Raw genomic sequence first — 24,741 nt, 5'->3', positions numbered from 1 at the left:
TTCTGAAACCCGGCCTGGGCCGGGTGATTGCGTTGTAGCGGAAGGTAACTCGAACAAGGTGGTACGGACGGCAAACCGAACCCCCGTTTAAAGTTCGGGCCGACTGATCGGCACATCCTTACCTGGGGTCGGCCATGAATCTCATCCAGTCACGGCCACCCTATCTAGCGCACGCTAAGTGATTCTAGCGTGCGTTGAATTGCTCCGTCGACGCAGTCGGTGACCCGTCGGCAATCGGACAGTGTCGACGCGCCACGACGCTGAATATCACTTGCGACTCTCCCGAGACGAGATGTCGGTAGAACGAAACTGCCCGGTGACCGTCGGATTCGACGGTCACCGGGCAGCGACGCAATACGTAAGGGGTGGGGATCAGCGCAGGTACTGTCCGCACACCGGCCATGCGCCGGCACCCTGACCTGCGAGGACGTTTTCCGCGACACGTTCCTGTTCTGCCTGGCTGGCGGTGTGTGCACTGCCCGAGCCGCCGTAGGCCTGCCACGTGCTCTGACTGAACTGGAGTCCGCCGTAGTAGCCATTGCCGGTGTTCGCGCCCCAGTTGCCCGACGATTCGCATTCTGCGACGCCCGACCAGTCGTGGCCGGCAGCAGATGCGGTGCCGGTGCTCAGGCCGAAGACTCCGGCAGTGAGCGCGCCGGCGGTAGCGACGGAAGCAAGGACGCGAGTAACAGTGTTGTTCTTCATGTAAATGAATTCCTTTCAATTTCCGCCAGCGGAGGACGGTGACCGTCTCAGCTCCCACCACAAAGGGATGTTGTCGAATCCGAATCACGGGGTGGGGCTGGCGGTGGCGATCCGGTAATGCCCGGCTGCTTGGGCTCACTCCAAGGTAGGGGACTATCACGGATTGGTCACGGGTAGGCGTGTCGGTGCCTGTTTGTGCAACGTATGTGCATCAGAAGGTGTTATTGCAGGTCGATCGCCGTTATTCGGGCCCGCAAAGCGTTACAGAATCAACCTGAAATGTGATGTATGTCATAACGATGACGGTCTTCAATGGCCCGAAATGTGCCCGTTGAGGGTGAGAAATGGCGCGGAATCGACTGTTTCGAGGTTCAAATTTAGTCGACCGACCGACCAGATTTTCGTTGCAGGACAGAAGAATTGGCGTGGATCGATCACGTGCGTCCGCAGATGCTTTGGTACGAAGTGTCGCGGCGGCGGAGATTCTCTCGCGGCGACAGGGTCGTGTCCTCGACAGCCGACACGGCTAGAGTTCGTCGCGATCGGTGGATCCGGTCTACCCGTCGACACATCTTTGTCGGACACTAAATCGCACAGATCTGCTGAAATATCCCCAAGGCATGTTGTCGGTTTCAGAAGACGACTGCACGCTCGGCGAAAGCGTGATCACCGAGTCGTTCCCCTGTCTGACTGCTGAACCTGGAGTCCGGGAATTGATCGGTGTTCCTTTCGAAGCCACTGCGTCCATTAATCGTTTCTTCCTGAGGCACTTAGTGTTGAGACACTTCGTTGATGTTGTGCGGGGATGACCAAGGGGGATGAAGTGTCGAAGATCGTGCGGTTGCTCGACAGTGAGGTCGTTCAGCGATGGGCAGCTACGGTCGCCACAATCGGATTCTCCCTCTCTGTTCTTCCTTCCCGCGTGGGTCAGGCTGCCGAACACCCCTCAGTGTGGAACTGGGTTGTCGTCGTAGTCGTAGTGGGAGGCATCGTTTCCTTCGCGGTTAATGCCGTCGCTATGTGGCGCAAGCGTTTGGCCCGAGGAACCAAGCCTGATCACACGTTTGTTGCACCCGAGGATGTTCCGTTCTTGGATGTGGAGTCGGCGATCGAATCGACAACGGACCGGATCTCGGCGATCAAGGCGTTGCGTGAACAACATCGGGGTCTCGGATTGAAGGTCGCTGCGGATCTCGTCGACGCAGCTCTCGATGAACGAAGCGAATGACCGGAGCAGCACTCGGCAGCTGCCCGCTGGGCGGATCCGTCCCAGATTCGCTCGGTTCTGGTGCAGTGATCGGCGAGACAGTCCCAGATTCGATCTTGGTCTCAACAGATCAACGCATCGATGTGGCCTTCCATCCTTGTCAGGTGTAAGGCCAGATCGTCAGTATGGAGGCGCAGACAGATTGGTCAGCTGCCGAATCCGAAGAGGTGGCGTTCACACTGCGAGCAACCCTGATACGCCAGCCGGGACAGTTCAGTCAACCTGTGGGCAGCGCAGCGACTGCGGGGTTAGATTTGACTCCAATTGAGGTCAGTCATTGGCGCCGGACTGTCACCTGAAGGGTCCACTGGCGGTCCTCCCGACGGATGGGGGAGAGCATGGATGAAGCAAAGAAGATTCTTCGCGACGATGCGGTGAACCGGGGAACTGCATTCACGCAAGAGGAGCGTGCATCACTTGGCCTGGTAGGGCGGTTGCCATCAGCGGTCGAGACCCTTGATCAGCAGGCGAGACGCTCATACGCACAGTTGCAAAAGCAGTCAACGGATCTCGCGAAGTACATCTACCTCGATTCGCTCCACGAGCGCAACGAAGTCTTGTACTACCGCGTGATTGCGGATCACCTCTCGGAATTGTTACCCGTCGTGTACGACCCGACCATCGGGGACGCGATCGAGCAGTGGTCACAAGACTACCGCCAGTCGCGTGCAGTGTACCTGTCGATCGATCACGTCGACGACATCGAAATTGCCTTCGCCACACTGGAATTGGGTCCGGAGGATGTGGACCTGATCGTCTGCTCCGACGCTGAGGAGATCCTCGGGATTGGGGACTGGGGCGTCAACGGTACCGACATCGCCGTGGGGAAACTGGCGATCTACACCGCCGCAGCCGGCATCAACCCCAGTCGCGTCATCGCGGTGAATCTAGATGTGGGGACAAGCAACGAAGCGCTCCTCAACGACCCGTTCTACCTTGGGAACCGACACAGTCGCGTCCGGGGGGAGAAGTACGACAAGTTCATCGGAACCTACCTCGAGACAGTGGAGAAGCTCTTCCCGAAGGCACTGCTGCATTTTGAGGACTTCGGCCCCTCCAATGCCCGCCGTATCCTCGTAGACCACGCCGACAAGTACCGCATTTTCAACGACGATCTTCAGGGAACCGGCGCCATCGTCATGGCGGCGGTCATCTCGGGGCTGAAGGTCACCAAACAGACGTTCGCGGATCAACGACTTGTCATCTTTGGCGCTGGCACCGCCGGCACGGGCATGGCCGACCAGATCTCCGCCGCGATGAGCCGCGCCGGGCTCAGCGATGACGAGGCCCGCGCTCGAGTGTGGCTTATCGACCGCGACGGCTTGGTCACCGACGATATGCAGGACCTGCCGGACTACCAGCAAGCCTATGCCCGGCCAGCACACGAAGTCGCAGATTGGGGCGGGCGCCCTATCGACCTTCTGACGGTGGTCCAGCACGTCAAACCCACCATCCTGATCGGCACTTCGACCGCGCACGGAGCTTTCACGCGGGACGTCGTAGAAGCGCTCAGTGGCGGGGTTGAACGCCCCATCTTGCTGCCGCTCTCGAACCCGACCAGTCGTATAGAGGTCATGCCCCAGGACGCCATCTTGTGGTCCAAAGGGCAGGCGTTGATGGCGACCGGGATACCGATCAAACCGGTCGAATACAGCGGCGTCACTTATCGGATCGGTCAATGCAATAACGCTCTGCTCTATCCAGGCCTAGGCCTTGGCACGATCGTGTCCGGTTCTCGTCACGTAACCGATGGCATGCTCCTTGCAGCTGCGGTCGCGGTCGCCGGTCAGGTAGATGTCTCGGAGCGGGGAGCGTCCCTCCTCCCCGACGTCGAAAACCTTCGTGCCTCGTCCGCGACGGTGGCAGTGGCGGTCGCGAAGGCAGCAGCCGATGACGGCGTCGCCACCGTGACCCACGACGACTTGGTGCAGGCCGTTCAGGATGCGATGTGGCTGCCTGTGTATCCGGCCACCCCTCAAAACAGCTGATTCTGGACAACTCAGATAGGCAGGTTGCCGATTTCTCCTAATGGCGAACAACGCGTCGAGATGCTGCGTTAATCGGTTGGTTATGGGAGATGAAGTTGCATCCGGGTGGCGGCCACACCGCCTCTCGGCGCGAGGCTCGGCGTGTTGACTACCTGGCACGTTGTCGCTGTTGAGGCATGGCCTGGTGTCAGTGCCGTTAGGCCGGGCTACGCAGGTATCCGTCGATCAGTATGTCGAGACCTTCGAGATAACCATCGGTCGTCGTCCCGGCCGGCCAGTCTTCGAGCACCTCGTTGAGTACGGGTAGTTCCGCGGGCCCGATTTCTCGGATCTTGATCGCAAGAGGTGACACGCTGCCTTCGGGTCGCGCGCTGTCGTCATAGATGTTGAGCAGTGCGCCGAGCGTGTAGTTCCACAGCGCTCGGTAGACCAACAGTGCGCGGCGTGGAGACATGCCCAGTTCGACACACGCGGCCATGGCTCGATCGACCAGGACGACGGCGCCGCTCCCGCCGCGCCCGCCGCGCTGAAGCAACTCGATGATCCAGCGCTCCGATGCCAGCGTTTCGAAGATCGCGGTGAAGATCAAGCGAATCCGCTCGACCTGATCCTGTGGCAGGACCAGCGAACCGAGGTCTTGTGAGTACGCATCGAGAACCGCGCTGATCAGCTGTTCCTTGTCGCCCACGTGCCGGTACAGCGCCATCGGTGTGGTGCCGAGCGACTTCGCCAACGCTCGCATGCTCAGTGCGTCGGCGCCGCCGGACTGAAGTTGCCGTTTCGCCTCTTCGACTATCTGCTCCGACGTGATCGTCGGGGGACGTCCGAGCCGCGGCGATCTCGGTTCCATCTTTTCGGCCATGCATCGATTGTGCGCGCCCCTGCTACGGCGCTCTCGCCCGGGGAACCCCTTGCATCCCGGTCGGCAGCAAGGTAAACCTAACTACTTATGAGAACATGTATACAAATGAGGTGCCTGCAATGACAACAACAACACGGGCGGTAGCCGCGCCTGCCCTGGTCCTCACAGCCGCCGCGGCAGCACAGTTCCTGGTCGCCTTCGACATGTCGGTCATCAACGTCGCGCTACCCGACATCCAGGAATCACTGAACTTCTCCGACGCCGGGCTGTCCTGGGTCGTCAACGCGTACGCCCTCGCCTTCGGCGGATTGCTGCTTCTCGGCGGCCGACTGTGCGATGTGATGGGCACTCGCCGGGTTCTGGTCGCCGGACTTCTGCTGTTCGCCCTCGTCAGCATCGTCGGCACCTTCTCGGTGTCCGCCGAGATGCTTGTCGGCGCTCGGGCACTTCAAGGCGTCGGCGCTGCGATGATCGCGCCGGCCGGGCTCGCCGCCCTCAGCCAGGCCTTTCCCACCGGACGCGCCCGGGCCAAGGCATTCGGCATCGGCGCAATGTCATCAGCACTGGGCGGTGCACTCGGTGTAGTACTGAGCGGCATTTTGACCGAAGGGCTCAGTTGGCGATGGGTGATGTTCGCCGGCGCACCGGTGGCCCTGATCGCCGCAGTTGCCGGTACCCGCGGCCTGCGTGCCGGCCAAGCCGCTAGAGGCGGCTCCCTAGATCTCCCCGGCGCCATCTTGGCGACGGCCGGAATCACCGCCCTTGTCGGCACCGTCATCGCCACTGAATCACATTCCTGGACTTCGGGTTACGTGCTGGGTGGATTCGCGCTCACGATCGCCCTGCTGACCGCCTTCGTCGCGGTCGAAAGCCGCTGCGCCACACCACTGGTACGACTGTCCACCCTCCTTCGACCCCGAATCGGACTGGCCAACGCCATCATGTGCCTGGTGTGCGGGGCACAGTTCAGCGCGTTCTTCTTCGTCTCGCTATTCCTGCAACGCGGACTGGGCTATTCGCCGACCACCACCGGTCTGGCGTTCCTGCCCTTCTGTTTCGGCCTGGTCATCGGCATCCTCGCATCCACCAAACTCCTTCCACGCTACGGAGTTCGGCCGCTACTCGTAGTCGGAACAGCGGTCGCAGCAATCGGGACCTTCATCTTCTCGACCATGAACCTCGACAGTCCCTTCTGGGCCGTCATCCTGGTGCCTTCGCTTCTGGCGAGCATCGGAATCGGCCTGTCGTTCATGCCGCTCAGCAACGTCGCCACCGCCGACGCTCCTCCCGAAGAAGTCGGCATGGCATCCGGGCTGCTGAGCACGTCGCGTCAGATCGGCGGTTCACTCGGACTAGCCGTTCTCGTGAGCGTCGCCGCATCCTCGACGGCACGCTCGGACAGCGCGCCGACCGAAGCACTGGTTTCCGGATACTCCCAAGCCCTCTTCGTCTGCTCCGGCCTACTGCTGGCCGGCACCCTCCTGTCCTTCTTCTTCCCACGAATGGATCGTTGATCTCAGATGTTCACCACCCGAACTGCATTCGGCATCGTCTCGGCGCTCCTCCTCACCGTTGCCAGTGCAAGCGCGTGCAGCAGCTACTGAGAACTTGATCGACGACGACCTGAGGCTCGAGAACTGACTTCACTTCCCGGCGAGTGATCGAACATGGCGTGGGAACCGATCAACAGTAAGTCCGAGGTATCCCAGCGCGGGGACGCAACTGAACGTTGTGTAGATGAGTTTATGAAGACTATGTCCTGCGGTGCGGTCAGGAAGTGGGTGGTGGTTGCTTTGACGATTGGTGGAGGAAGGGGCGGGGCCAGGCACCTAGAGCGAGCACGGCGAGGGTTGTCTGAATGATGCCGGTGGCGAAATAGATGCCGTGCAGCGGCGACCAGACGAGGATGATGGCGATTTCGACGAAGACCCAGATCATCATGATTAGGCCGGCTGCGGCATGTAGACCCCACGCCAGTGCGAACCTGCCGTACTGAGCAACGAGCGTGGTTGCCTGGCTTCCGCCGACGATCACGCCGAGGATGATGCCTGGCCAGAAGTAGGAAGTGAAGACGGTTCCTTCGATCCATTCCGGGGGGAGGCCGAACCCGCCACCAATGGTTAGTCCAGCCATTCCGAGAAGGGCGGAGAGCAGGTTGAACCATGCGACGACGGACAGGCTGATTCGGAGCGGGCGCGGAGGGAGCGGCGCTGGTTTCATGACTGTCACGATAGAATAATGCCGCTCATGCGACGCATCCGCTATTTAGTGGGTTGGTCAAGTTGCCGTGGCTGTAGCTCATGTTCCGATTATCCCAGGGTTTCTACTGCTGCTCAGGGCATTTCGGGTGTCCGGCAGGAGAAACTATCCAGTTTGTCGATGGTCAAAACGAACACCCAAACCCGTAGAAATGATCTGAGAGCGATCCGGTTAAACAGGCCAAAACGTGGTGCCGTGGCTGTGGCTTCACAATGTTCGGGGCAGATTGTGCGCTTGCTCGTCCGGCATCGTCAGATTCGTGATTGCCACGTAGGTGTCGGGAGCGTAGGTGTCGGGCAGCGGGTTTCCGCACGTCCCGTCAACGGGAAGAGCGGCCCTTGCTGAGTTTCCTGCGTCATCGACCAGCCACATAACGGGAGTGGGAATTGTGCCGTCGGTAGGGCATTCGCCGAACCACGGTCATTTGGTCGAAGCGCGACTAAGTTAAGTTGCTCGACTACCGCGACGAAGTTGCCGAGCCCGCTGGTCTGGCGCATAAGTGCGCAGCCGCAATCGTCGATGTACCCGCTGAATTCGCACACCACTGCCGACGTCGGGCTCAGCGAGGACAACACTGCGGATGCCATGCATGTGGGCTGTCCGATCGCCACTCCAAGCGGTACTGGTGCCGGATTTCGTCGTTCGTCGAGCACTCCGAAAAACATTGCTCCAAGAGCAAGGAGATTTGCACAGGTCCCGGGCGCTCTCAACCACGTACGCAATCGCCGCATAGCTCACACTATGGGCAACTACTGGCATTGAACTGATATCCCGAACGCCACACCAGGGGAGTGCTAATGACTGAGACGGTAGGGGGATTCGGCTATGTGCCGAATCCTATTTTCCAGCTGATGCAACGTCATCGTGAGCGAGGTCCTCATGTGTGGCCGCGGGGTAGTACACGGATGCTGCGCCGAAGGAAATGGCTGAGATTGTCAACGCAGGCCAGGCGATACTCCACCCATCGGCTCCTGCAACGGAGAGCGCAGCAGTGACGATCATCGCGACCACCACAGCCGTCGACGTTGCGAATGCGAGCCGCCACGTCGTCGGCGCCGCGGCGCGGACGTGTCGCTCGCCGACCGCGAGGACGCCCTTCCCCGTCAGGATTGCTGCCATTCCCAAAAGCGCGCCGGCAGGAAGCGAGCACAACGACCCGAGGCAGATCGCGGTGAGAACACTACTGACATCGCTGGAATCTGCGAAGAGAAGCGCGAAGTAACTTCCGAATACAGCTCCCACGATCAGCGGCCACGCCATCGCTCGGCTCTGCCAAGAAACACCCGAACGAGTCATACCGCGACGATACCGATCAGGTGGCAACGTCCACCTCGAATCACCTGACGGTCAAGCCCCGTGCCAATAATTCGGTAAAAACGTGCCAAACAATTTCGGGAGTCACAGGTAAATAAGGGTTTCCGGGACTGATCAGGTCCTCGATTTGCAGAGGGACGCTCTGGCTGCCATTCGATGCGATCGAGTGTGGGAAGAAGTGACGAGTGGCGCCAAGGACGATCGCCCGGCCCTGCTCGATCTACTCAGTCACCTTCGCGCCGGTGGCACCCTCGTCGTCTGGCGACTGGACAGACTAGGTCGATCACTCAAACATCTGATCGAAACAGTCGAGGACTTGCAGCGGCGCGCCACTCTCTACCGACATTGTCAGGTAGACGGTTGGCGCACAGCACTTCTGAACGCGGAATGTCAGAAGACGACTGCACGCTCGGCGAAAGCATGATCACTGACTGCTGAACCGGCCGCTGACGTGGAGATCTGGGACGAGTGCCTGGTATTGGTCCTTGAGGAACGCGACCGCGTCAGGGTCGGCGTTGCCGGGGTTGGCCAGGCTGGTGCTCACTCAGCTCACTTGGTGGTCCCGTCGCCTCCACGCTGTCGACCCCTATCAGGGTTGATGTGGAGCCGAACGCCCTTATAGGCGACTGTGTACGGCACATCGTCGTCGTTGTCCGGGTCGCCGGAGCCCGCAGGGTCAGGCAGTTCCGCGATCTGCTCGATGACGATCTGTGCTCGCGCCGCACCGGGATCGAACATCTCCTGAAACGGTCCGACGAACGACCCCCCAAGGCCGCGGCTCTTCGCCCGGACCGCCGCCCACCAGAGCAACGGCAACGGGCCGAACATGGCAAACAGCAGTAAAAGCCCCAGTCCCATGCCCACGAGCGTACCGACCGACCGCTATCAAACGGGCTCACGTCAGTGCGACAATCCCGGTACGGTTCGGTGTCCGCATGGTGTCAGGAGGAATATTTCACGTTTCGAATACTGCACACCGCCAATCGACCGCTCAAGTCGTCACTGATCGGTTCAGCCTGGAAGTAATGACTGATGATCGCAGGTCGCTGGATCTGGTTCTTCCGTTGCCGTGGGAATGGCGAATAGCGTTGTCGAAAGCAATCCCTTGCGAACTCTTCGGCGTACAGCGCCGTCGGGTTCTCTGACTGGTACATGACGAAGCCCGCCGACACCGGGAGATATCGAGTGGCTTCAAAAGAGTCGGTGCCCGGCTTGCGCCTCTCGGCGCCCAGTTGAAGTGCCGCTATTGGATACAGATGCATCAATGTTGTATCTGACAGAACGGGAGACGAGTCGGGTTAGCGTGTGCGTATTCGATGATTTGCGAACAGTCTTTCGACGCTCAAGCATCCTCCGCTTGCAGCTGGAGAGTGTTTGACGTGTTTGGGTAGAGCGGAGATGTCGAGGTCATTGAACCCGACGATGTCGTTTGGGAAATCGACGCGCCAAGACGGCTTTTCCTTCCGGCCAGTCGACAGCGTCGGCGAGCCGCCATATCCCGGACTGTCGGGTTAACGGCACACTCGATAGAAGGTTTTGCGCGTCGATGTTGGTCAGATTGATTCTGCGCTGTTTGCTGACTCGACGAACCGCGACCAGTACGGGACGCTGATAGTTCGGGGGGAGAGTGCCTTTCGGCCCTGTCCGGACAGCAACTCGTTGGTGAGGTATTCGAGTAGGTTGGCCCCGTAGTAGATGATGTCGGTCTGCCACACGGAGAACACCGGTGATTCTGACGGTGAGGGCGCGGCGGGGGTGAAGCGGTGCGCGTAGATCGGAATGAGGCGCGGCCACCCCCTGAGTTCTCGGCGCACCGTTGTGGCTATGTCCTCGGTTGAGGAGGGCAATGTGCCCCACGATGGCGGCCAGAACGGCGGACTCTGATGCAGTGCATCCCATATGAATCCTTCGGCAACACTATCTAGCCATGTCTCCAGCTCGAGGTCGTCGCCGTTTCGCCAGTCCGGCCAGCGGTCACCGAGCGGTAAGGCAGTGGCGAGCAGGCTACGGTGATCCGGATTGAAGTGAAATCCGAAGCGTTCGTGGACAGAGTCGAATTCAGATTCGGTTAATCCGGGGCCGAGTTCGATTCCGGCGTCGTTGAGCAATGCCGCTGCTTCGCGCCCGATGAGTGCCATCCGAGGAGTTTCGCAGATATCCACGAAGACCGGGAATACTGCACGTTTCGAATGTGGCACCTCCTCCAGTCACAGTGGAGGTAATCCGCTCTATAACCAGTCAGTCATCCTCGACAGACGGTTGATCTGCTTCCTCAGTGATGCGGGTACTCGCGGACAAGTTCTGGATGTTTGGCACGCAGATAGTGGCCGCTCAGTGTGACGCGTTCTGCTGCCAACCACGCCCATGCCGACCTGTCCCACTCGGCCAGTTCGGTAACAATGTCCGCGACAGTGACTGTGCCACTCTCACTTTCGCGCAGAACGACAGTGGGATCGTCCCAGTCGATTTCTGCGGCCTCATTGTCCAGTGTCCCGTGCGCTGCGATGACGGCGAGGTCCATATATTCCGAAAACGTTCGGAATTGGACTTGGCGCTGAAAGTCGTTGTCCGCGACCATATCAAAGTCCAGTGCCGCGACTAACCAGCGGCGAGGATGGCAGAGCTTGGTTCTCACGAAGACTTGATCGCAAGAGATGGAAAGTATTCGAATCTGTGGTCCGAGCGCTGCGGCGCGGTGGGATGGCGGATCAACACGGCTCGACCGAACAACGGCAAGCCGACGTCAGAACAACGTCGATCCTCGGGGAATCCCGCGCGACGATCGATGAATTTCGTGTCGATCACGTCACGCCCTGGCGCGAGGGCAGTTCGGCGACCGTGACTGTGCGCCGACGATCGTCGATCGGCTCCCGTTCGGCGGCAACATCATCGAAACCGACTCGCGCATGGCCGAGCTCAGCAATCCGCCTGATCCATGCACCAAGGGGTCCAGATCAAGCCGCCTTACCGGATCTGAATGAGATTGACATATTTCCTGAGGCGCCACCTAGCGTTGAAGCTATGTTGCATCCTGCCGTTCCAGCCAGTTCAAGATTGCTTGGTTAGTTTCCTTGGGCCTTTCTTGTTGGATCCAATGACCGCAGTCAAGATTGACTACTTCTACGTTGGGCACGAACTCTGTCAGTTTTTCAGACTTCGCGATGGCGTCGCGGTCGCCGTAGATCATGAGTGTGGGCTGTTGGATGATTGGGTTCACGTCTGCCAACACATGCCAGTTGCGGTCCAAGTTTCGGTACCAATTGATACTGGCCGTGAATCCTGTCGATTCGAAGGCGGAGACGAAAACGGCCAATTCGCTATCGCTCATCAGAGGCTCACCGAGCGGCGTCTCTGCTCTGGCGAGATCGATCAGCGCCATACCCGGCTGAGGCTCCCTGAGGGGTTCGTTCTTCCGGTACATGTTGCGGAGGAACCGGAAGGTGTTGTCTTCGAACACGGCGTCCGCGACGCCCGGCTGTCGATTGAAGTGGACGAAGTAGAAGTCACCGCCAAGCACGGCTTCCATGAACTCAATCCAGGGCTGCTCTCCGCGATCCTGGTAGGGCAAGCTCAGGTTGATCACTTTGTTTACCCGGTCCGGGTGCAACAGGGTCAGGCCCCACACGACAAAGGCGCCCCAATCGTGACCGACAAAGGTGGCATCTTCGTAGCCGTAGTGATCGAGAAGTGCGATGAGATCACCCGCCAAATGTCCAATGTCATAGTCCGTCACTTCGATCGGACGTGATGAATTGCCGTAGCCGCGCTGGTTCGGGACGATGACGTGGTAGCCCGCCTCGACAAGGGCGGGCACCTGGTATCGCCAAGAATAGGCGTGCTCTGGCCATCCGTGACACAGCACGATGGGTTTCCCGGCATTGTGTCGCCCTGCTTCGAAGACTTCGAGTTCCACGCCGTTGACTGGGACAAGGACGGGCTTGGGGAAGTCGGATGGATTCACGGATTCTCCTTTGGGTTGATTACCGATCGTGTGTGTGGAATGACCGGTTGCCCCGACGATAGGGAACATTGCGGACACATCGTGTCCTCGATTGTTGGCACACTGAAGAAATGCGGAACGATCCAACAGGTAGAGCGCTGCAGCTGCTGTCGCTCCTGCAGACTCATCGTTTCTGGCGCAGCGCCGAGCTCTCCGCACGACTCGAGGTCACGGAGCGAACGGTGCGCCGCGACGTTGATCGCCTCCGCGACCTCGGCTATCCGGTCGATTCCACGTCGGGAAAATATGGGGGCTACCGACTTGCAACAGGAGCACACGTGCCGCCCCTGGTTCTCGACGATGACGAGGCCGTCGCGGTAGCCGTCGGGCTACGCTACGCCGCTGAGGCAGCCATCGACGGCATCGAAGAAACGTCGCTGCGCGCGCTGACGAAAATCGAAACACTCCTGCCTCATCGCCTGCGCCGACGTGTGTCGGCGCTACATTCGAGCGTCATTTCGATGCGGCGGGCGGACGACAACGACATCGTTGATCCCGAAGCACTCAGTGTGCTCGCCGCGGCATGTCGCGACCATGAGCATGTGCGTTTCGACTATCGGAGAGGTGATGGCGAGAGCAGCAGACGGTTGGTCGAACCGCACCAACTTGTCACCGCAGGACGACGTTGGTACCTCCTGGCATGGGACCAACATCGTGGTGACTGGCGAACTTTTCGGCTGGACCGACTCTGGGAGCCCCAGCTGGCGGGCAGTCATTTCACACCACGCGAGATTCCGGGTGGTGATGCGGCGGGCTTCGTCGCGAGCTCACTCGGCTCGTCGCCCCGTCACCTCGATGCGAAACTCGTCATCGAAGCCACGTTCTCCGAACTCGAGGGTGTGCTCCGATGGATTGACCACACACCAATCGAGTTGGGGCCGAACTTCAGTGTGGTCGAGATCCGCGGTGAAGAACTCGGCCGGCTCGCCATGACGGTTGCTCGCATTGCGCTCACCGCTCCAGTGACAGTCATCGAACCAGCCGAGCTCGCCGACACCGTAAGGCAGCTCGCCATTCACCTCAGAATCTCGCCACCATGCCGGTCCCTCGTCTATCGAGATACGTGTCCGTTTCGCTCTGAACTAGGAGAATAAATGACCACTTCGGAATCGCCGCCACCGGTCTCCGCCCACCCCGCAACGTGGAAATTCGACTACCCGATCATCCATGCCGAGACTCGGGAACAGTGGCGAACTTGGCTGACGCACAACCACAAATCAGCCCGAGGCGTGTGGTTGTGCTCCTGGCGCAACACCGCCGGCCGTCAACGCTGCCCGTACCCCGAGGCCGTCGAGGAAGCCATCTGCTTTGGTTGGATCGACTCCACCAACACCATCCTCGACGAAGAGCGCGGCTTGCAATTGTTCACGCCGCGCAGACCCAAGAGTTCTTGGACCCGGCTCAACCGCGAACGCGCAGCCGATATGGAGGCGCGCGGCCTCATGACCGACGCTGGGCGCCACGCCATTGCTGCCGCGAAAGGCAACGGCTGGTGGACGATTTCCGACCAAGTAGAAGACCTCGAGGAACCGTCTGACTTGACGGCGGCGCTGGATCGAGACCCGCGAGCTCGAAGCAACTGGGACGGTTTTCCGCCCAGCGCCCGTAAACAGATGCTGTGGTGGATCGTCACTGCCGCTCGAGACGCGACACGGGCAAGTCGAATCGCCCATATCGTCTCCGAAGCGGCCATCGGTCAACGTGCCCGCGGCTGATCCGCAATTCGCTCGCGCCCGGCGCGAAGCCGTAGCGAGCTTCGGATCACTCGGCGACGCAACAGGTAGCGCCGCACAAGTCCTGGTGCCCGGAGTCAGTCAACCTACGGGCCTGGCAACGCCGAGGGACAGCGCGCCCATGATTTTTGGTACACCCTTCTGATAGAAGGTGTCGAGGTCGTGGATCTCGAAGCCCGCGGTTTGCACGAGCGTCGGGATCTTGCGCGTGAGATGGCAGCCGCCTGCGACTGCTTTCTGGATCGGTTCGAAGCGGTGCTGCCAGCGTCGCACTTTCTCGTCCGGGGCAAGACCGTGTTCAACGAAATGCAGGGTTCCGCCGGGCTTGAGAACCCGTCGCACCTCGCGCAGCGCGGCGCCCGCGTCGGGGATAGTGCACATCGTCCACGTGGAGAGTGCGGCGTCGAAGGTGTTGTCGGGGAAGGGAAGTGACTGCCCGTCGAGTCCGGAGCGCTCGACGGGCACGGGTGACTCCGCGAGCCGTGTGCCCGCTAGTTTCCAGCCGAGGTCGGCGGGTTCGACGGCGCTGACCGAATCGATGGAGTCTGGGTAGAACGGGACGTTGAGACCGGATCCGAACCCGATCTCGACAACACGACCGTGCAGGTCGGCGCAGACTCGCTTGCGCGAGGGTTCGGTCAGCGACATCCCGCAGGTTGCGTTCACCAGTCGCGGAACGATGTGATCCTCGTAAAACCTCATGTCAGCCTCCCCGTTGTGTGGTTGCTGTACATCCAGCATTCCAGAATCCCGACGAATGTTGCACTGGCGACTTTGCAACGCGCTGGTGCCGATGTTGAAACGGGGTAACCGTCGAACGGGGACGGATTCGGAGAGGACAGATGATGACTGACAATCCACGATCAATTGCTGAACGCACCAGAGAGGTTCCCCCGGGTGACGGACAAGAACGATTCGCCGGCTACGGGGTGATGGGACAACCATTCGCTAGTGGCCACTACTTGGCGATGCGGCACTTTCCCGCCAGCTCGGTCGGTGCCGGGTACGACTCGGTGTGGCATCGAGACCCCGACGGACGTTGGATCATTTACAGCAGCAACTCGCCCGAGAACAGTTGCGCCCGATACTTCGGCTCGGATCTCGCCGACGCGCGAACAGCGGACATCAAGGTGACGTGGACGGGCCCGTCCGCCTTCACGGTCAGGGTGGACGAGACACTCGTGTGGGAACTCGACGTGGGCCGATCTGCGGCGACCGCCGCGATGACCGGCATGGGCAAGCTGATGCCTGGCGCGATGTGGCGCAGCAATGGCGTGATGTCCGCGATGGGACGGGCCGCCGGACCCGCGCTGGGTGTCGGCCGGGTGAAACTGACCGGGACCACCTCGAACGGTCAATGGTTCCGAGCGAATCCTCGGATGTTGTGGACCGTCGACCGGAGTCGGGCGAGTTTCGACGGGGTCGAAATCGGACCGCCAGGTCCGCTACCTGTGCAGGCACGTCTCGGAGATTTCTGGCTGCCGCAGAAGGGGATGTTCGTGGTGGGCGAATCCTACTTCGAGCCCTACGACGCCACCCGACATCTGTCGGCCCATCCGAAAGGCTGAGTCGCATCAGCCCGGTCGGCCCGATAGGTTTACGCGGTGCCTATCTCCGTGCTGATTGTCGATGACCAGGAACTCATGCGTATGGGCCTCAATATGGTCCTCGCGGCACACGAAGATATTTCAGTGGTCGGTGAAGCCGGGGACGGAGCGGCTGCGCTTGCCTCGGCGATCGCACTGAAGCCGGATGTCGTGCTCATGGACGTCCGGATGCCGATTGTCGACGGCGTCAGTGCAACCGAGCAGATTCTGGCGTCGGGGATCGAATCGCGTGTTCTTGTGATGACGACGTTCGATCTCGATGAACATGCACTCGGTGCGTTGCGGGCCGGTGCCAGTGGGTTCCTTCTCAAGGACACTCCACCCGAGGATCTTGTGTCCGCAATCCGCAGTGTTGCGGCCGGCGATGCTGTTGTGTCACCCAAGGTGACGCGAAGATTGTTGTCTCGCTTCATCGTCGACGGTCCGGCGCCACGGCGAGATCCGATCGTTCTGGACGTGTTGACCGAACGTGAACGGGAAGTGCTCAGCCATATCGCGGCGGGGCGATCCAATACGGAGATTGCCCAGGAACTGTACTTATCGGAGTCGACGATCAAGTCTCATGTGGGACGCATCCTCACCAAGCTGGATCTTCGCGACCGCGTGCAAGCTGTCGTGCTGGCCTACGAGACCGGGCTGGTGACTCCGGGCTCGTAGGCCGATACGAACTCAGGCGTCGAAGGAGCCGACCGTCGGAAGCACGATGCAGGACTTTCCGTCGGTGTAGTCGACCTTGCCGAATATCGCGGCCAGGACCTTGCCGTCACCGGTGTCGACGACCTTCGACAACAGGGGAGTGTCCACGACCGGGAGGGTCTCGTCCAGAGGAACAATTCCGCCCTTGAATGTGCTGGTGTTGATCCACGCGACACTCAACTCGGACGTTCTCGGAATCCCGATGTACGCGGGAAGTGCCTGGAATCGAAGTTGGTTGTCCTCCACCCACGGAGGCAACGGGAAGTTAGGCCCGGACTGCGCGGTAGCGAGAGTCACCGTCGCCATCTGTCCGTCGAGCCCACAACCAACCGTCGGTGCGGGATACATGAACGGCGCCGGTGTCGTGAAGCCGAGATTAACACCCAATGTCTCAGCGATCTGGTCAGCTGCCGCCGTGCCGATCAATTGATTCAACGCAGCGGTGGCCTCGGGCGAGATTGCGCCGGCTTGATCGATCAGTGCCGCGAGGTCGGTGGGCACATTGATCTCGATCGGCACTGTGAACTCGGCAGGTGCCTGCGGATCTGCCGCCGCAGAACCGGCTCCGACCAGGGCAGACCCTGCAGTCAGGGCTACGACGGCGGCAGCGCCGGCCAGCGCAGCGGGTAGACGCCGGGAAAGTCTGTTGCCGGGGAGTCGGCTCATGTCGGGCTCCTTCACGTTCACTAGGTCCGCTGGAAAGCGGGTGAAACGACTTGACCACACGCAGAGTCTAAAGGTCAACTTTAGGGTTAGATCGTTAGCGGAGCGTTAGTTAACGTCGCGCACACCCGGCGCGGTGGGAAGTGACTCACTACACAGGCAATGTCGGGCGCTCGGGAGAAAAACCGAACCGTCGTGCGTTGTAGTGGTAGACCGTCTGAAAGGGGACGTCATGATCGCCGCCATGTTCCTGCTTTACGTGATCGTCGAGATCGCCGCACTTGTCATCGTGGGCAACGCCATCGGCATTGCCTGGACAATTCTGCTGTTCCTGGCCGGTTCACTGGTCGGGATGGTGCTCATGCGTTCGCAGTGGCGAAAAGTCATGGACGGATTCCGCAAGGCAACGCGCGGTGAAGGTTCACCGTCGCTCGCCGTGGCAGACGGCGCGCTCGTTGCTACTGGCTCCGCGTTGATGTTCGTTCCCGGTCTTGTCACATCGGTCCTGGGTCTGCTCCTACTGATTCCCCCGACCCGTTGGGCACTGCGTCCTCTTGCTGTCCTCCTGGCAGGCCGGCGGGCAGCGGCGTTCGCAGCGGGCGGTGACGCCTTTGCAGGCACCGTCGGATACGCAGCCCGGATGCGTGGAAACGGTGAGGTCATCGACGGCGAGATCATCGTCGAAACACCTACCGCGACCACCGAATATGTGGCCAGCAACGGCAAGGAACTTGTCCTCGAGGGTGAGATTCTCGACACGGATACACCCACCCGTTCGCGGGGGCCGCAGTACTAACAGGCAGACTTGGCGCTCGTGACTACTCGATTGCTGGTCAACGGCCGGATCTACAGTTCTTTTGCACCTGACGCGACTTCGCTCGCCATCACCGACGGCACCGTCGTCTGGGTAGGTGACGAACGCGCCGGACGCGCATTGCATCCCGGCGCCGAGATCGAAGATCTGGACGGTGCGTTTGTCACTCCCGGTTTTGTCGATACTCACGTCCACATCACTGCGCTCGGATTGTCCATAGTCGGACTTGATCTTGTCGGTGCACAGTCGCTCGACGAATGCCTTTTGCGTGTAACGGCATTCGCCGACGCCAATCCCGACGCCGTCATCTGGGGGCACGGTTGGGACGACACCGAGTGGGCCGATCAGACTGCGCCCTCGACGGCTGACCTTGATGCCGCAGCACCGGGGCGCAAGGTGTACCTCTCCAGGATCGACGTGCACTCGGCAGTGTGCTCGAGCACACTGCGGGACGGGATCGATGGACTGGCAAACGAGGCCGGTTACTCCGCCGACGGCCCGCTGACTTTCGAAGCCCACCATCTCGCCCGCGCCGCCGCACGTAACCTCCTCACGGCAGATCAGCGCGCCGCGGCCCGCACCGCCGCTCTCGATCTCTGCGCCTCACGCGGAATCATTGCCGTGCACGAGTGCGGTGGCCCGGATATCTCCGGCCTCACCGATTTCCAGGAACTCCTCGCCCACGATCACGGCGTCGAGGTCCGCGGATACTGGGGTGAGCACGTCAGTACCGCGGAGGACGCTCGAGCGCTCCTCGACAAGACCGGCGCGCACGGACTCGGCGGTGACCTCTTCATCGACGGCTCGCTGGGATCGCACACTGCGTGGCTCGCCGAACCCTATGCAGATCAACCGGATTCGACCGGAAACGCCTACTTGGGCGTCGACGCCATCGCGGCGCACGTACGGGCATGCACCCTTGCCGGAATTCAAGCCGGGTTCCATGCAATCGGTGATGCCGCCGTCTCGGCCGCTGCGACGGCATTTCAGCAGGTTGCCGACGAACTCGGCGGACCCAAGGTCGCCGCACTTGGTCACCGTCTTGAGCACGCCGAAATGATGTCTGTCGCTGACGCCGAAACCTTTGCCGCGCTCGGCGTCATTGCCAGCGTCCAGCCGGTCTTCGACGAATTGTGGGGCGGCACCGACGGCCTGTACGCGACGCGACTGGGCGGCGAACGTGCCGTTGCACTCAACCCGTTTGCCCCGGCCGCATCCAAGGGCGTATCCCTCGCATTCAGTTCCGACGCACCGGTCACTCCGGTGGAACCGTGGGCGATGCTCCGCGCCGCAGTGCATCACCGCACCGACGGAAGCGGCATCTCACCTCGAGCGGCCTTCTCGGCCGCAACCCGCGGCGCCTGGCGCGCCGGTGGAGTCCGCGACGGCGCGGCCGGAACACTCAACCCGGGTGCGCCGGCGTCGTATGTCATCTGGGAAGCGGGAGACCTCGAGGTAAGCGCGCCGGCCGACTCGGTCCAGCGATGGTCGACCGATCCGCGCTCGCGTGTCCCGGCGCTACCGAGTCTCGACGCCGACGCGCAGGCACCGGTGTGTGTTCGATCGGTGCATCGTGGACGCGTCGTTTATGAGCGTTGAGTCACCCGCCGGGCAGCGGTCTCGGATAACCGAGATTCTGACCCGTTCGGTGTGGTTGCGGTCGCTGTACTCGGCAGCGGGTGGATATCTGATCTTTGTGGGGTTTCCGCCGCGGCCTCTGTGGTTTCTCGCACCGGTGGGCATTGCACTCCTCACGTGTGTGCTGACGAACTTCGGCCGCGGGGGACTGCGGCTGCGAGCTGGATTCGGATACGGCTACCTGGCAGGTCTCGGCTTCCTGATTCCACTACTCCCGTGGATCGGGGTATTTGTCGGCGCAATGCCGTGGATCGCCCTTGCCGCCGTGGAGTCACTGTTCATCGGATTGTTCGGGCTCCTGGCAGTTTTGGTGTCTCGGTTACCGTGGGCTCCGCTCTGGATTGCCGCAATCTGGTCATTGACCGAATGGCTGCGCTCCAGTGTTCCGTTTGGCGGATTCCCTTGGGGCAGGCTTGCTTTCGGCCAGTCCGAAGGTTTACTGCTTCCGCTGGCCAGCCTCGGCGGAGCGCCGCTGCTCAGTTTCGGGGTGGCCCTGACCGGCACCGGTTTGGCTGCCGTAGCTATTGCCGTTGCAGGCAAACGCTGGGACAGGGGATTTGTCGGAGCGGTTGCCGCATCCGTCGTACCTGTTCTGCTGGCTGTTGCCGTGGCGCCGTTCCTCGCAACCATGGACTCCGGCGAGAAGACGATCACCGTCGCGGCAATTCAGGGAAGCGTCCCGCGGTTGGGGTTGGACTTCAATTCCCAACGCAAGCAGGTGCTCGACAACCATGTTGCCGAAACTCTGAGGCTTGCGGACGAGGTCGACGCCGGACGCGTCAAACAACCCGACATTGTCATCTGGCCAGAGAACGCCTCCGACATCGATCCGCTGCGCAACGTGGACGCAGCAGCCGACATCACTCGCGCTTCCGTATCGATCGGTGCGCCGATCCTGGTCGGTACCGTGCTGGTCAACGCCGACCGGACAACCACGAACTCCGTGATCGTCTGGGACGGAAACAAGGGTCCGCAGGAACAGCACGACAAGAAGATCATCCAACCGTTCGGCGAGTACCTGCCGTATCGCGATTTCTTCCGGAAGTTCTCCGAGTACGCCGACCGCGCCGGCAACTTCGTACCCGGCGACGGCAATGGCGTTGTCCACGCCGCGGGTGTGCCCATCGGCATCGCCACCTGCTACGAAGTGGCATTCGACCGGGCATTCCAGGAATCAGTGCGCAACGGAGCGCAACTTCTTGCCGTACCGACCAACAACGCCACTTTCGGCGATACGGAGATGACGTACCAACAGTTGGCGATGTCGCGAGTTCGTGCCGTCGAACACGGCCGAGCCGTGGTCGTCGCAGCTACCAGCGGTGTCAGCGCCATCATCTCGCCGGACGGTTCCGTCACGTCGGAAACCGACTTGTTCGTACCCGAGTATCTGGTTGCGGATGTGCCGCTGTCGACCGACACCACCCTTGCAACGAAGCTTGGCCCCGCGCCCGAGGTCGTCCTGTGCCTCCTCGCTGCGGGCTCAATAGTGATAGCAGTAATTTCCCGACGACGTGAACCCTCCCTTCCCGAAACAGGAGAGAGCAATGACTGACGTAACCAAGGGCTCGAAAACCGATCTGGTGGACGCGAGCTACACCATCGCGCTCGACACCGGAAGCATTCGTGGTGTGGTGGATATCGCGGCAGTTCTGCTCGGCGCCGACGGGAAAGTCCGAACCGACGACGACTTCGTTTTCTTCAACAACCCGAAAGCCCCCGGCGTTGCACTCGTTTCGGACGAGACGATCACCATCGACCTCGCCGCTCTGCCTGCTGATGTTCACCGCGTGTTGATGACCGGCAGCACTGAAGCGCAGGGAAAGAACTTCTCGGATGTCACTTCCCTCCGCGTCGACGCCCGTGGATCGTCGCAGCAGTTGTCTTTTGTGCCAACAGGTTTGACTACCGAAACGGTGCTGCAGTTGGTCGCCTTGTATCGCCGCGGCGCGGGTTGGCGTCTCGACGCCGTCGGACAGGGATACAGCGCCGGATTGGCGGCCTTTGCCGCTGAACACGGTATCGACGTCGATGACGACGAGCCCGCTACTGTTGCGGCTCCTGAAGCACCCGTAGCCGCTCCCGCCCCCACCATCAGCTTCGAGAAAGTCTCCGTCAGCCTCACCAAGGATTCACAGGACAAGACAGCGCGCATCGACCTGCGTAAAAGCCAAGGCGATCCCAGTTGGGTGTTGACTGTCGGCCTGGAATGGGATGGGCGCGGGGCGACGTACGACAAGAACGGCAAGGTCAAGAAGTACGGCGAAGGAGACCTCGACGTCTACTTCTTCTGCCGCAACGAGGAGACCAACGACTACGTCGTCATCAGCGGTGAGCCGAACCATCGAGGTGGACTCGAAACCTGGCCGCACATCTACCACTACGGAGACAGCGCCGGACCGGGCAAGGGGAAGAAGCCGGCCGTCGAGCAGGTTCGTGTGCTGCCCCACGAGAACGGCGATCTGCTGGTCAACGTTTATCAGAGCGTGGACAACGGGGCCGGTGCAATCGATTCGTTCGGCAATCCTCGCGTCGCCATTCGGTACGGCAAAGCCGGTAAGGACGGACTCCCTGGTTCGGACGCCGACGAGATCCTCGTGTACGTCGGCAACGGCAAGAACTCGTTCTGGGCGACCGTCGCGCACATCGATGTGCAGGACGGAGTACTGACCGTCGACGGGGAGACGCGCTACAGCCGAACTCTCAGTGAACGCATGCCCGGTCTGGATGCCGACGGTCAGTGGGTGCAGCGCCCCAAATCAGGCCCGACCGGACGCAGCAAGAAAGCGAACAAGGGCGTCGGACTGGACAAGTACTCCGGGCCGTGTGATTCGGGGCGTAAAAAGCGCCGTTAGGGGCAAAGCCCCTGTGCGCCTTTCTGGTAGCCCCCACTACCAAAAAGGCGCACAGGGGGCTTCGCTCCCTTCAATATCGGGTATTCGCCTTGACACCTAGTCGAGCAAAGGGCGTTTCCCATGATTGAAGATCAGAGTGTCAGCCGTAAAACGAGCGTTGTCGATGCTGTTCTACGGTCTCCACTTGCTGGATTGTCCCCGTGGATTCTGCTCTCACTATTGTCCGGACCAGGACGATTCGAGGAATCCGCTGCAGCTGCGCTCGGATTATCTCTGCTGATACTGGCCGCAAATCATCGGCGGGGCGGCACTCTGAAACTGCTGGAACTGTTCGATGTCCTCTTCTTCGGCATACTCGCAGGAATTGGACTGTTCGCATCGGCAAATACGATCGAATGGTTCGAATTGTGGGGCGGTGAGCTCACCAATATCGCGCTCGTTGTCTTCGCTTTCGGATCGATACTGCTGCGCAATCCGTTCACCATGCAATATGCAAAGGAATCCACTCCGGAGGAGTACTGGACCACTTCGCTTTTCTTGCGGATCAATTACGTGATCACCGCGGTCTGGGCGCTGGCCTTCACCTGGTCTGCGATTGTCGGACTGATCGGTGACGCAGTGCTGGGCGACAGCGGCAATTTCTGGACCGGTTGGATTCTGCAGTTGGCGGGCACGTTCTTCGCTATCTCGTTCACCGAGTGGTATCCGAGCTACGCCCGGAGCAAGGCCGGCCAAGCACTCGGGTTTCCGGTCGAGCCGCCGGAATCGATTGCTCGACTGTTCGATTTCGTGCCAGTTTTCGTAGCAGTCACCGGCATGGCGGGACTGGTGACGGATTCGACGACGGTCGCTCTGGGCGTCGGGTTGATCGTGGTGGGGGCGGCGGGATACGTGGCGATGCGTCGCTGGACCGCGTAGGCGCAATCGCCGAAGGAAGCTGGGCCCCTTTTCCTCGAGTGAGCATGGTTTTCTGGGCGCTGGAGCCTGTGCTCACTGAGGAGAAACTGTGCTCACTCGCATACCGGCCGTACTCCATCCGTGACGTTTGGCAGCCGAGCCGTCAGGGGATACAGCAAACACTGGTACAGATATCCGTGCCGATGGCTTTCCCTGCCGAACAGTGCGAGGAAGGCTACCGGCACGGCGCTTGTCTGATCGATGAAAACTGCTGAGCGGGAACGCTTTCGGATGACATCGGCGTCGAAGAAGGGTTCGTGGACAATGACTGCAACACAAGGACCACATCGGCATCGAATGCAACGAGAAAGACCGCCCGGCACCTGGCCGGACGGTCTTCGACGTGCACACTGTAGTGCTAGTGCATCACGCTCCGCGGCGCTTGGCCTTCAGGAGATCGAGACGCTCTTTCAGAAGTTCTTCGAGTTCTTCGACGGAACGACGCTCGAGCAGCATGTCCCAGTGGGTACGCGGCGGCTTGACCTTCTTGGCTTCGGGCGCAGTGCCCTCCATAAGGGAACCCTCGAGGCCGTTGCGGCACATCCACGTACCGGGGATCTCGGCGTCGTCGGCGAACGGGATGTCAAAGATCTCACCGTTGTCGCACTTGTACTTCGCCATACGACGGGGGGCGAGGTCATGGTCACGGTCGGTCTCGTAGCTCACAGCTCCGAGTCGGCTACCTCGAAGTACGCGATCTGCCATGGTGGTGTCCTCTCTTCGTTCGTCACCGCTGGTGGGCGCCCGGTGTTGGGGAGTAGACGCTCACACTCATCTACAACGCCACGAGCACCGGATTGGTTCCCGTGTGGCGAGAAGACGCAACCTCCCCATCTTACCGGGTCCCGCACGCTCGCATCCGAGCGGACATCGAGGGCGTCTGAATCTCGAGTAAAGTGTCATCTCATGACCTCGAGCACGCGCCCCAGAAGCGCCGGTAGTCCTTGCGCGTGGTGCGGTCGTGGCGTAGCGGCAGTCGGCGTCGGCCGTCGCCGCCGGTACTGCTGCCAGTCGTGCCGCCAGCGTGCGTACGAGCAGCGTAATGCGGTGAAGGGCACCAGCGTTCCCGCGGACGCGGTCATCCTGACGGCCACCGAGGCCGTCGAGTTGGTGGACCGAATGTTCGAAGTTCGTTGCGCTGCTGAAGACGTTGCCACTGCTGTCGCTGAGGGCGCCGATACTACCGAGCTACTCGCCTTGTGTGAGCAGCTGACGGTGCTCGCACGCGAGGCCGAACGTTTTCGATGAACGCCTAATTTCTTTCGATCGACGAGGTGTTTCGATCCTCCCCGTCTGGGCAATCACTTTGTAGCTGTGTGCGCGCCGCCGTGAATATGCGGTGGGCGCACGAGGCGACACAACTTCAATCCTTCAGTTCGGACCTTC

General features: G+C 60.9%; 24 protein-coding genes and 1 pseudogene. 14 read left to right on the top strand and 11 right to left on the bottom strand.

What is annotated here, in order from left to right; all coding sequences use genetic code 11:
- Positions 1 to 378: 378 nt before the first annotated feature.
- Positions 379 to 705, bottom strand: a pseudogene (locus RG2_RS14265) (transglycosylase family protein); the annotation flags it as partial.
- Between the two features lie 805 nt (positions 706 to 1,510).
- On the opposite strand from RG2_RS14265, the gene RG2_RS32010 reads away from it, so the two are divergent.
- Positions 1,511 to 1,933, top strand: a complete 423-nt coding sequence (locus RG2_RS32010; protein WP_051730326.1) for a hypothetical protein — start codon at positions 1,511 to 1,513, stop codon at positions 1,931 to 1,933.
- A 377-nt stretch (positions 1,934 to 2,310) separates the two neighbouring features.
- Entirely contained in the window at positions 2,311 to 3,960 is a 1,650-nt protein-coding gene (locus RG2_RS14250) for an NAD-dependent malic enzyme (RefSeq protein ID WP_033232021.1), read from the top strand.
- A 196-nt stretch (positions 3,961 to 4,156) separates the two neighbouring features.
- On the opposite strand, the gene RG2_RS14245 is transcribed toward RG2_RS14250, so the two are convergent.
- The gene (locus tag RG2_RS14245; RefSeq protein WP_051730327.1) at positions 4,157 to 4,822 is read right to left on the bottom strand and encodes a TetR/AcrR family transcriptional regulator; all 666 of its coding nucleotides are present in this window, start codon (positions 4,820 to 4,822) and stop codon (positions 4,157 to 4,159) included.
- A gap of 119 nt (positions 4,823 to 4,941) precedes the next feature.
- Here RG2_RS14245 and RG2_RS14240 point away from each other — a divergent pair, with 119 nt between their 5' ends.
- On the top strand, positions 4,942 to 6,336 hold the full coding sequence (locus tag RG2_RS14240) for an MFS transporter (protein WP_072782537.1): 1,395 nt from the start codon (positions 4,942 to 4,944) through the stop codon (positions 6,334 to 6,336).
- 256 nt (positions 6,337 to 6,592) lie between these two features.
- On the opposite strand, the gene RG2_RS14235 is transcribed toward RG2_RS14240, so the two are convergent.
- Both RG2_RS14235 and RG2_RS14230 read right to left on the bottom strand, forming a co-directional pair.
- Positions 6,593 to 7,042, bottom strand: coding sequence for a hypothetical protein (locus RG2_RS14235; RefSeq protein ID WP_230590028.1), 450 nt, complete (start codon positions 7,040 to 7,042; stop codon positions 6,593 to 6,595).
- A gap of 876 nt (positions 7,043 to 7,918) precedes the next feature.
- A complete protein-coding gene (locus tag RG2_RS14230) occupies positions 7,919 to 8,377 on the bottom strand; it encodes a hypothetical protein (RefSeq protein ID WP_133637956.1) in 459 nt (152 codons plus the stop codon).
- A 112-nt stretch (positions 8,378 to 8,489) separates the two neighbouring features.
- Here RG2_RS14230 and RG2_RS14225 point away from each other — a divergent pair, with 112 nt between their 5' ends.
- A complete protein-coding gene (locus RG2_RS14225; RefSeq protein ID WP_341477500.1) occupies positions 8,490 to 8,819 on the top strand; it encodes a recombinase family protein in 330 nt (109 codons plus the stop codon).
- A 125-nt stretch (positions 8,820 to 8,944) separates the two neighbouring features.
- On the opposite strand, the gene RG2_RS14220 is transcribed toward RG2_RS14225, so the two are convergent.
- From RG2_RS14220 to RG2_RS14195, 4 genes are all read right to left on the bottom strand, one after another.
- Positions 8,945 to 9,253, bottom strand: coding sequence for a hypothetical protein (locus RG2_RS14220; RefSeq protein ID WP_033232023.1), 309 nt, complete (start codon positions 9,251 to 9,253; stop codon positions 8,945 to 8,947).
- A 695-nt stretch (positions 9,254 to 9,948) separates the two neighbouring features.
- On the bottom strand, positions 9,949 to 10,533 hold the full coding sequence (locus tag RG2_RS14210) for a hypothetical protein (RefSeq protein WP_033232025.1): 585 nt from the start codon (positions 10,531 to 10,533) through the stop codon (positions 9,949 to 9,951).
- Positions 10,534 to 10,667: 134 nt separating this feature from the next.
- The gene (locus tag RG2_RS14205) at positions 10,668 to 10,973 is read right to left on the bottom strand and encodes a hypothetical protein (RefSeq protein ID WP_174557359.1); all 306 of its coding nucleotides are present in this window, start codon (positions 10,971 to 10,973) and stop codon (positions 10,668 to 10,670) included.
- Positions 10,974 to 11,414: 441 nt separating this feature from the next.
- Positions 11,415 to 12,356: an alpha/beta fold hydrolase gene (locus RG2_RS14195; protein ID WP_033232217.1), complete on the bottom strand. Its 942-nt coding sequence runs from the start codon at positions 12,354 to 12,356 to the stop codon at positions 11,415 to 11,417.
- Positions 12,357 to 12,466: 110 nt separating this feature from the next.
- On the opposite strand from RG2_RS14195, the gene RG2_RS14190 reads away from it, so the two are divergent.
- Entirely contained in the window at positions 12,467 to 13,489 is a 1,023-nt protein-coding gene (locus RG2_RS14190; protein WP_051730329.1) for a helix-turn-helix transcriptional regulator, read from the top strand.
- Positions 13,490 to 14,110, top strand: a complete 621-nt coding sequence (locus tag RG2_RS14185; RefSeq protein WP_033232026.1) for a YdeI/OmpD-associated family protein — start codon at positions 13,490 to 13,492, stop codon at positions 14,108 to 14,110. It begins immediately after the preceding gene.
- Between the two features lie 99 nt (positions 14,111 to 14,209).
- Here the strand turns inward: RG2_RS14185 and RG2_RS14180 are convergent, their stop codons facing one another.
- Complete coding sequence (locus RG2_RS14180; RefSeq protein ID WP_033232027.1) at positions 14,210 to 14,830, bottom strand: class I SAM-dependent methyltransferase; 621 nt, start codon at positions 14,828 to 14,830, stop codon at positions 14,210 to 14,212.
- 140 nt (positions 14,831 to 14,970) lie between these two features.
- On the opposite strand from RG2_RS14180, the gene RG2_RS14175 reads away from it, so the two are divergent.
- Both RG2_RS14175 and RG2_RS14170 read left to right on the top strand, forming a co-directional pair.
- On the top strand, positions 14,971 to 15,696 hold the full coding sequence (locus tag RG2_RS14175) for a hypothetical protein (RefSeq protein ID WP_051730330.1): 726 nt from the start codon (positions 14,971 to 14,973) through the stop codon (positions 15,694 to 15,696).
- A gap of 36 nt (positions 15,697 to 15,732) precedes the next feature.
- The gene (locus RG2_RS14170; RefSeq protein ID WP_033232028.1) at positions 15,733 to 16,392 is read left to right on the top strand and encodes a response regulator; all 660 of its coding nucleotides are present in this window, start codon (positions 15,733 to 15,735) and stop codon (positions 16,390 to 16,392) included.
- Positions 16,393 to 16,404: 12 nt separating this feature from the next.
- Here RG2_RS14170 and RG2_RS14165 read toward each other — a convergent pair whose 3' ends face one another.
- Positions 16,405 to 17,097, bottom strand: a complete 693-nt coding sequence (locus RG2_RS14165) for a hypothetical protein (RefSeq protein ID WP_051730331.1) — start codon at positions 17,095 to 17,097, stop codon at positions 16,405 to 16,407.
- 229 nt (positions 17,098 to 17,326) lie between these two features.
- Here RG2_RS14165 and RG2_RS14160 point away from each other — a divergent pair, with 229 nt between their 5' ends.
- The 5 genes from RG2_RS14160 to RG2_RS14140 all read left to right on the top strand — a co-directional run bounded on the left by RG2_RS14160 (position 17,327) and on the right by RG2_RS14140 (position 23,316).
- A complete protein-coding gene (locus RG2_RS14160) occupies positions 17,327 to 17,890 on the top strand; it encodes an FxsA family protein (RefSeq protein ID WP_033232029.1) in 564 nt (187 codons plus the stop codon).
- 18 nt (positions 17,891 to 17,908) lie between these two features.
- Positions 17,909 to 19,507 carry an amidohydrolase gene (locus RG2_RS14155; protein ID WP_033232030.1) on the top strand — a complete coding sequence of 533 codons (1,599 nt, stop codon included), beginning with the start codon at positions 17,909 to 17,911 and terminating at the stop codon, positions 19,505 to 19,507.
- Positions 19,497 to 21,098, top strand: coding sequence for an apolipoprotein N-acyltransferase (gene lnt / locus RG2_RS14150; RefSeq protein ID WP_045067754.1), 1,602 nt, complete (start codon positions 19,497 to 19,499; stop codon positions 21,096 to 21,098). Before RG2_RS14155 ends, lnt begins: the two co-directional genes overlap by 11 nt.
- Positions 21,091 to 22,398 (top strand): TerD family protein, encoded by a 1,308-nt coding sequence (locus RG2_RS14145; RefSeq protein ID WP_033232031.1) that lies wholly within the window; start codon positions 21,091 to 21,093, stop codon positions 22,396 to 22,398. The genes lnt and RG2_RS14145 overlap by 8 nt, the downstream gene beginning before the upstream one ends.
- Positions 22,399 to 22,518: 120 nt before the next feature.
- Positions 22,519 to 23,316, top strand: a complete 798-nt coding sequence (locus tag RG2_RS14140; RefSeq protein ID WP_033232032.1) for a hypothetical protein — start codon at positions 22,519 to 22,521, stop codon at positions 23,314 to 23,316.
- A gap of 405 nt (positions 23,317 to 23,721) precedes the next feature.
- Here the strand turns inward: RG2_RS14140 and RG2_RS14130 are convergent, their stop codons facing one another.
- Entirely contained in the window at positions 23,722 to 24,060 is a 339-nt protein-coding gene (locus RG2_RS14130; protein ID WP_033232034.1) for an RNA polymerase-binding protein RbpA, read from the bottom strand.
- A gap of 201 nt (positions 24,061 to 24,261) precedes the next feature.
- Here RG2_RS14130 and RG2_RS14125 point away from each other — a divergent pair, with 201 nt between their 5' ends.
- Complete coding sequence (locus RG2_RS14125; protein WP_033232035.1) at positions 24,262 to 24,603, top strand: hypothetical protein; 342 nt, start codon at positions 24,262 to 24,264, stop codon at positions 24,601 to 24,603.
- The last annotated feature ends 138 nt before the right edge of the window (positions 24,604 to 24,741 follow it).

This window comes from Rhodococcus globerulus NBRC 14531 (assembly GCF_001894805.1).
GTDB lineage: Bacteria > Actinomycetota > Actinomycetes > Mycobacteriales > Mycobacteriaceae > Rhodococcus_F > Rhodococcus_F globerula.
The sequence above is the reverse complement of the archived record's forward strand: the minus strand, read 5'-3'. Positions and strand labels throughout refer to the sequence as shown.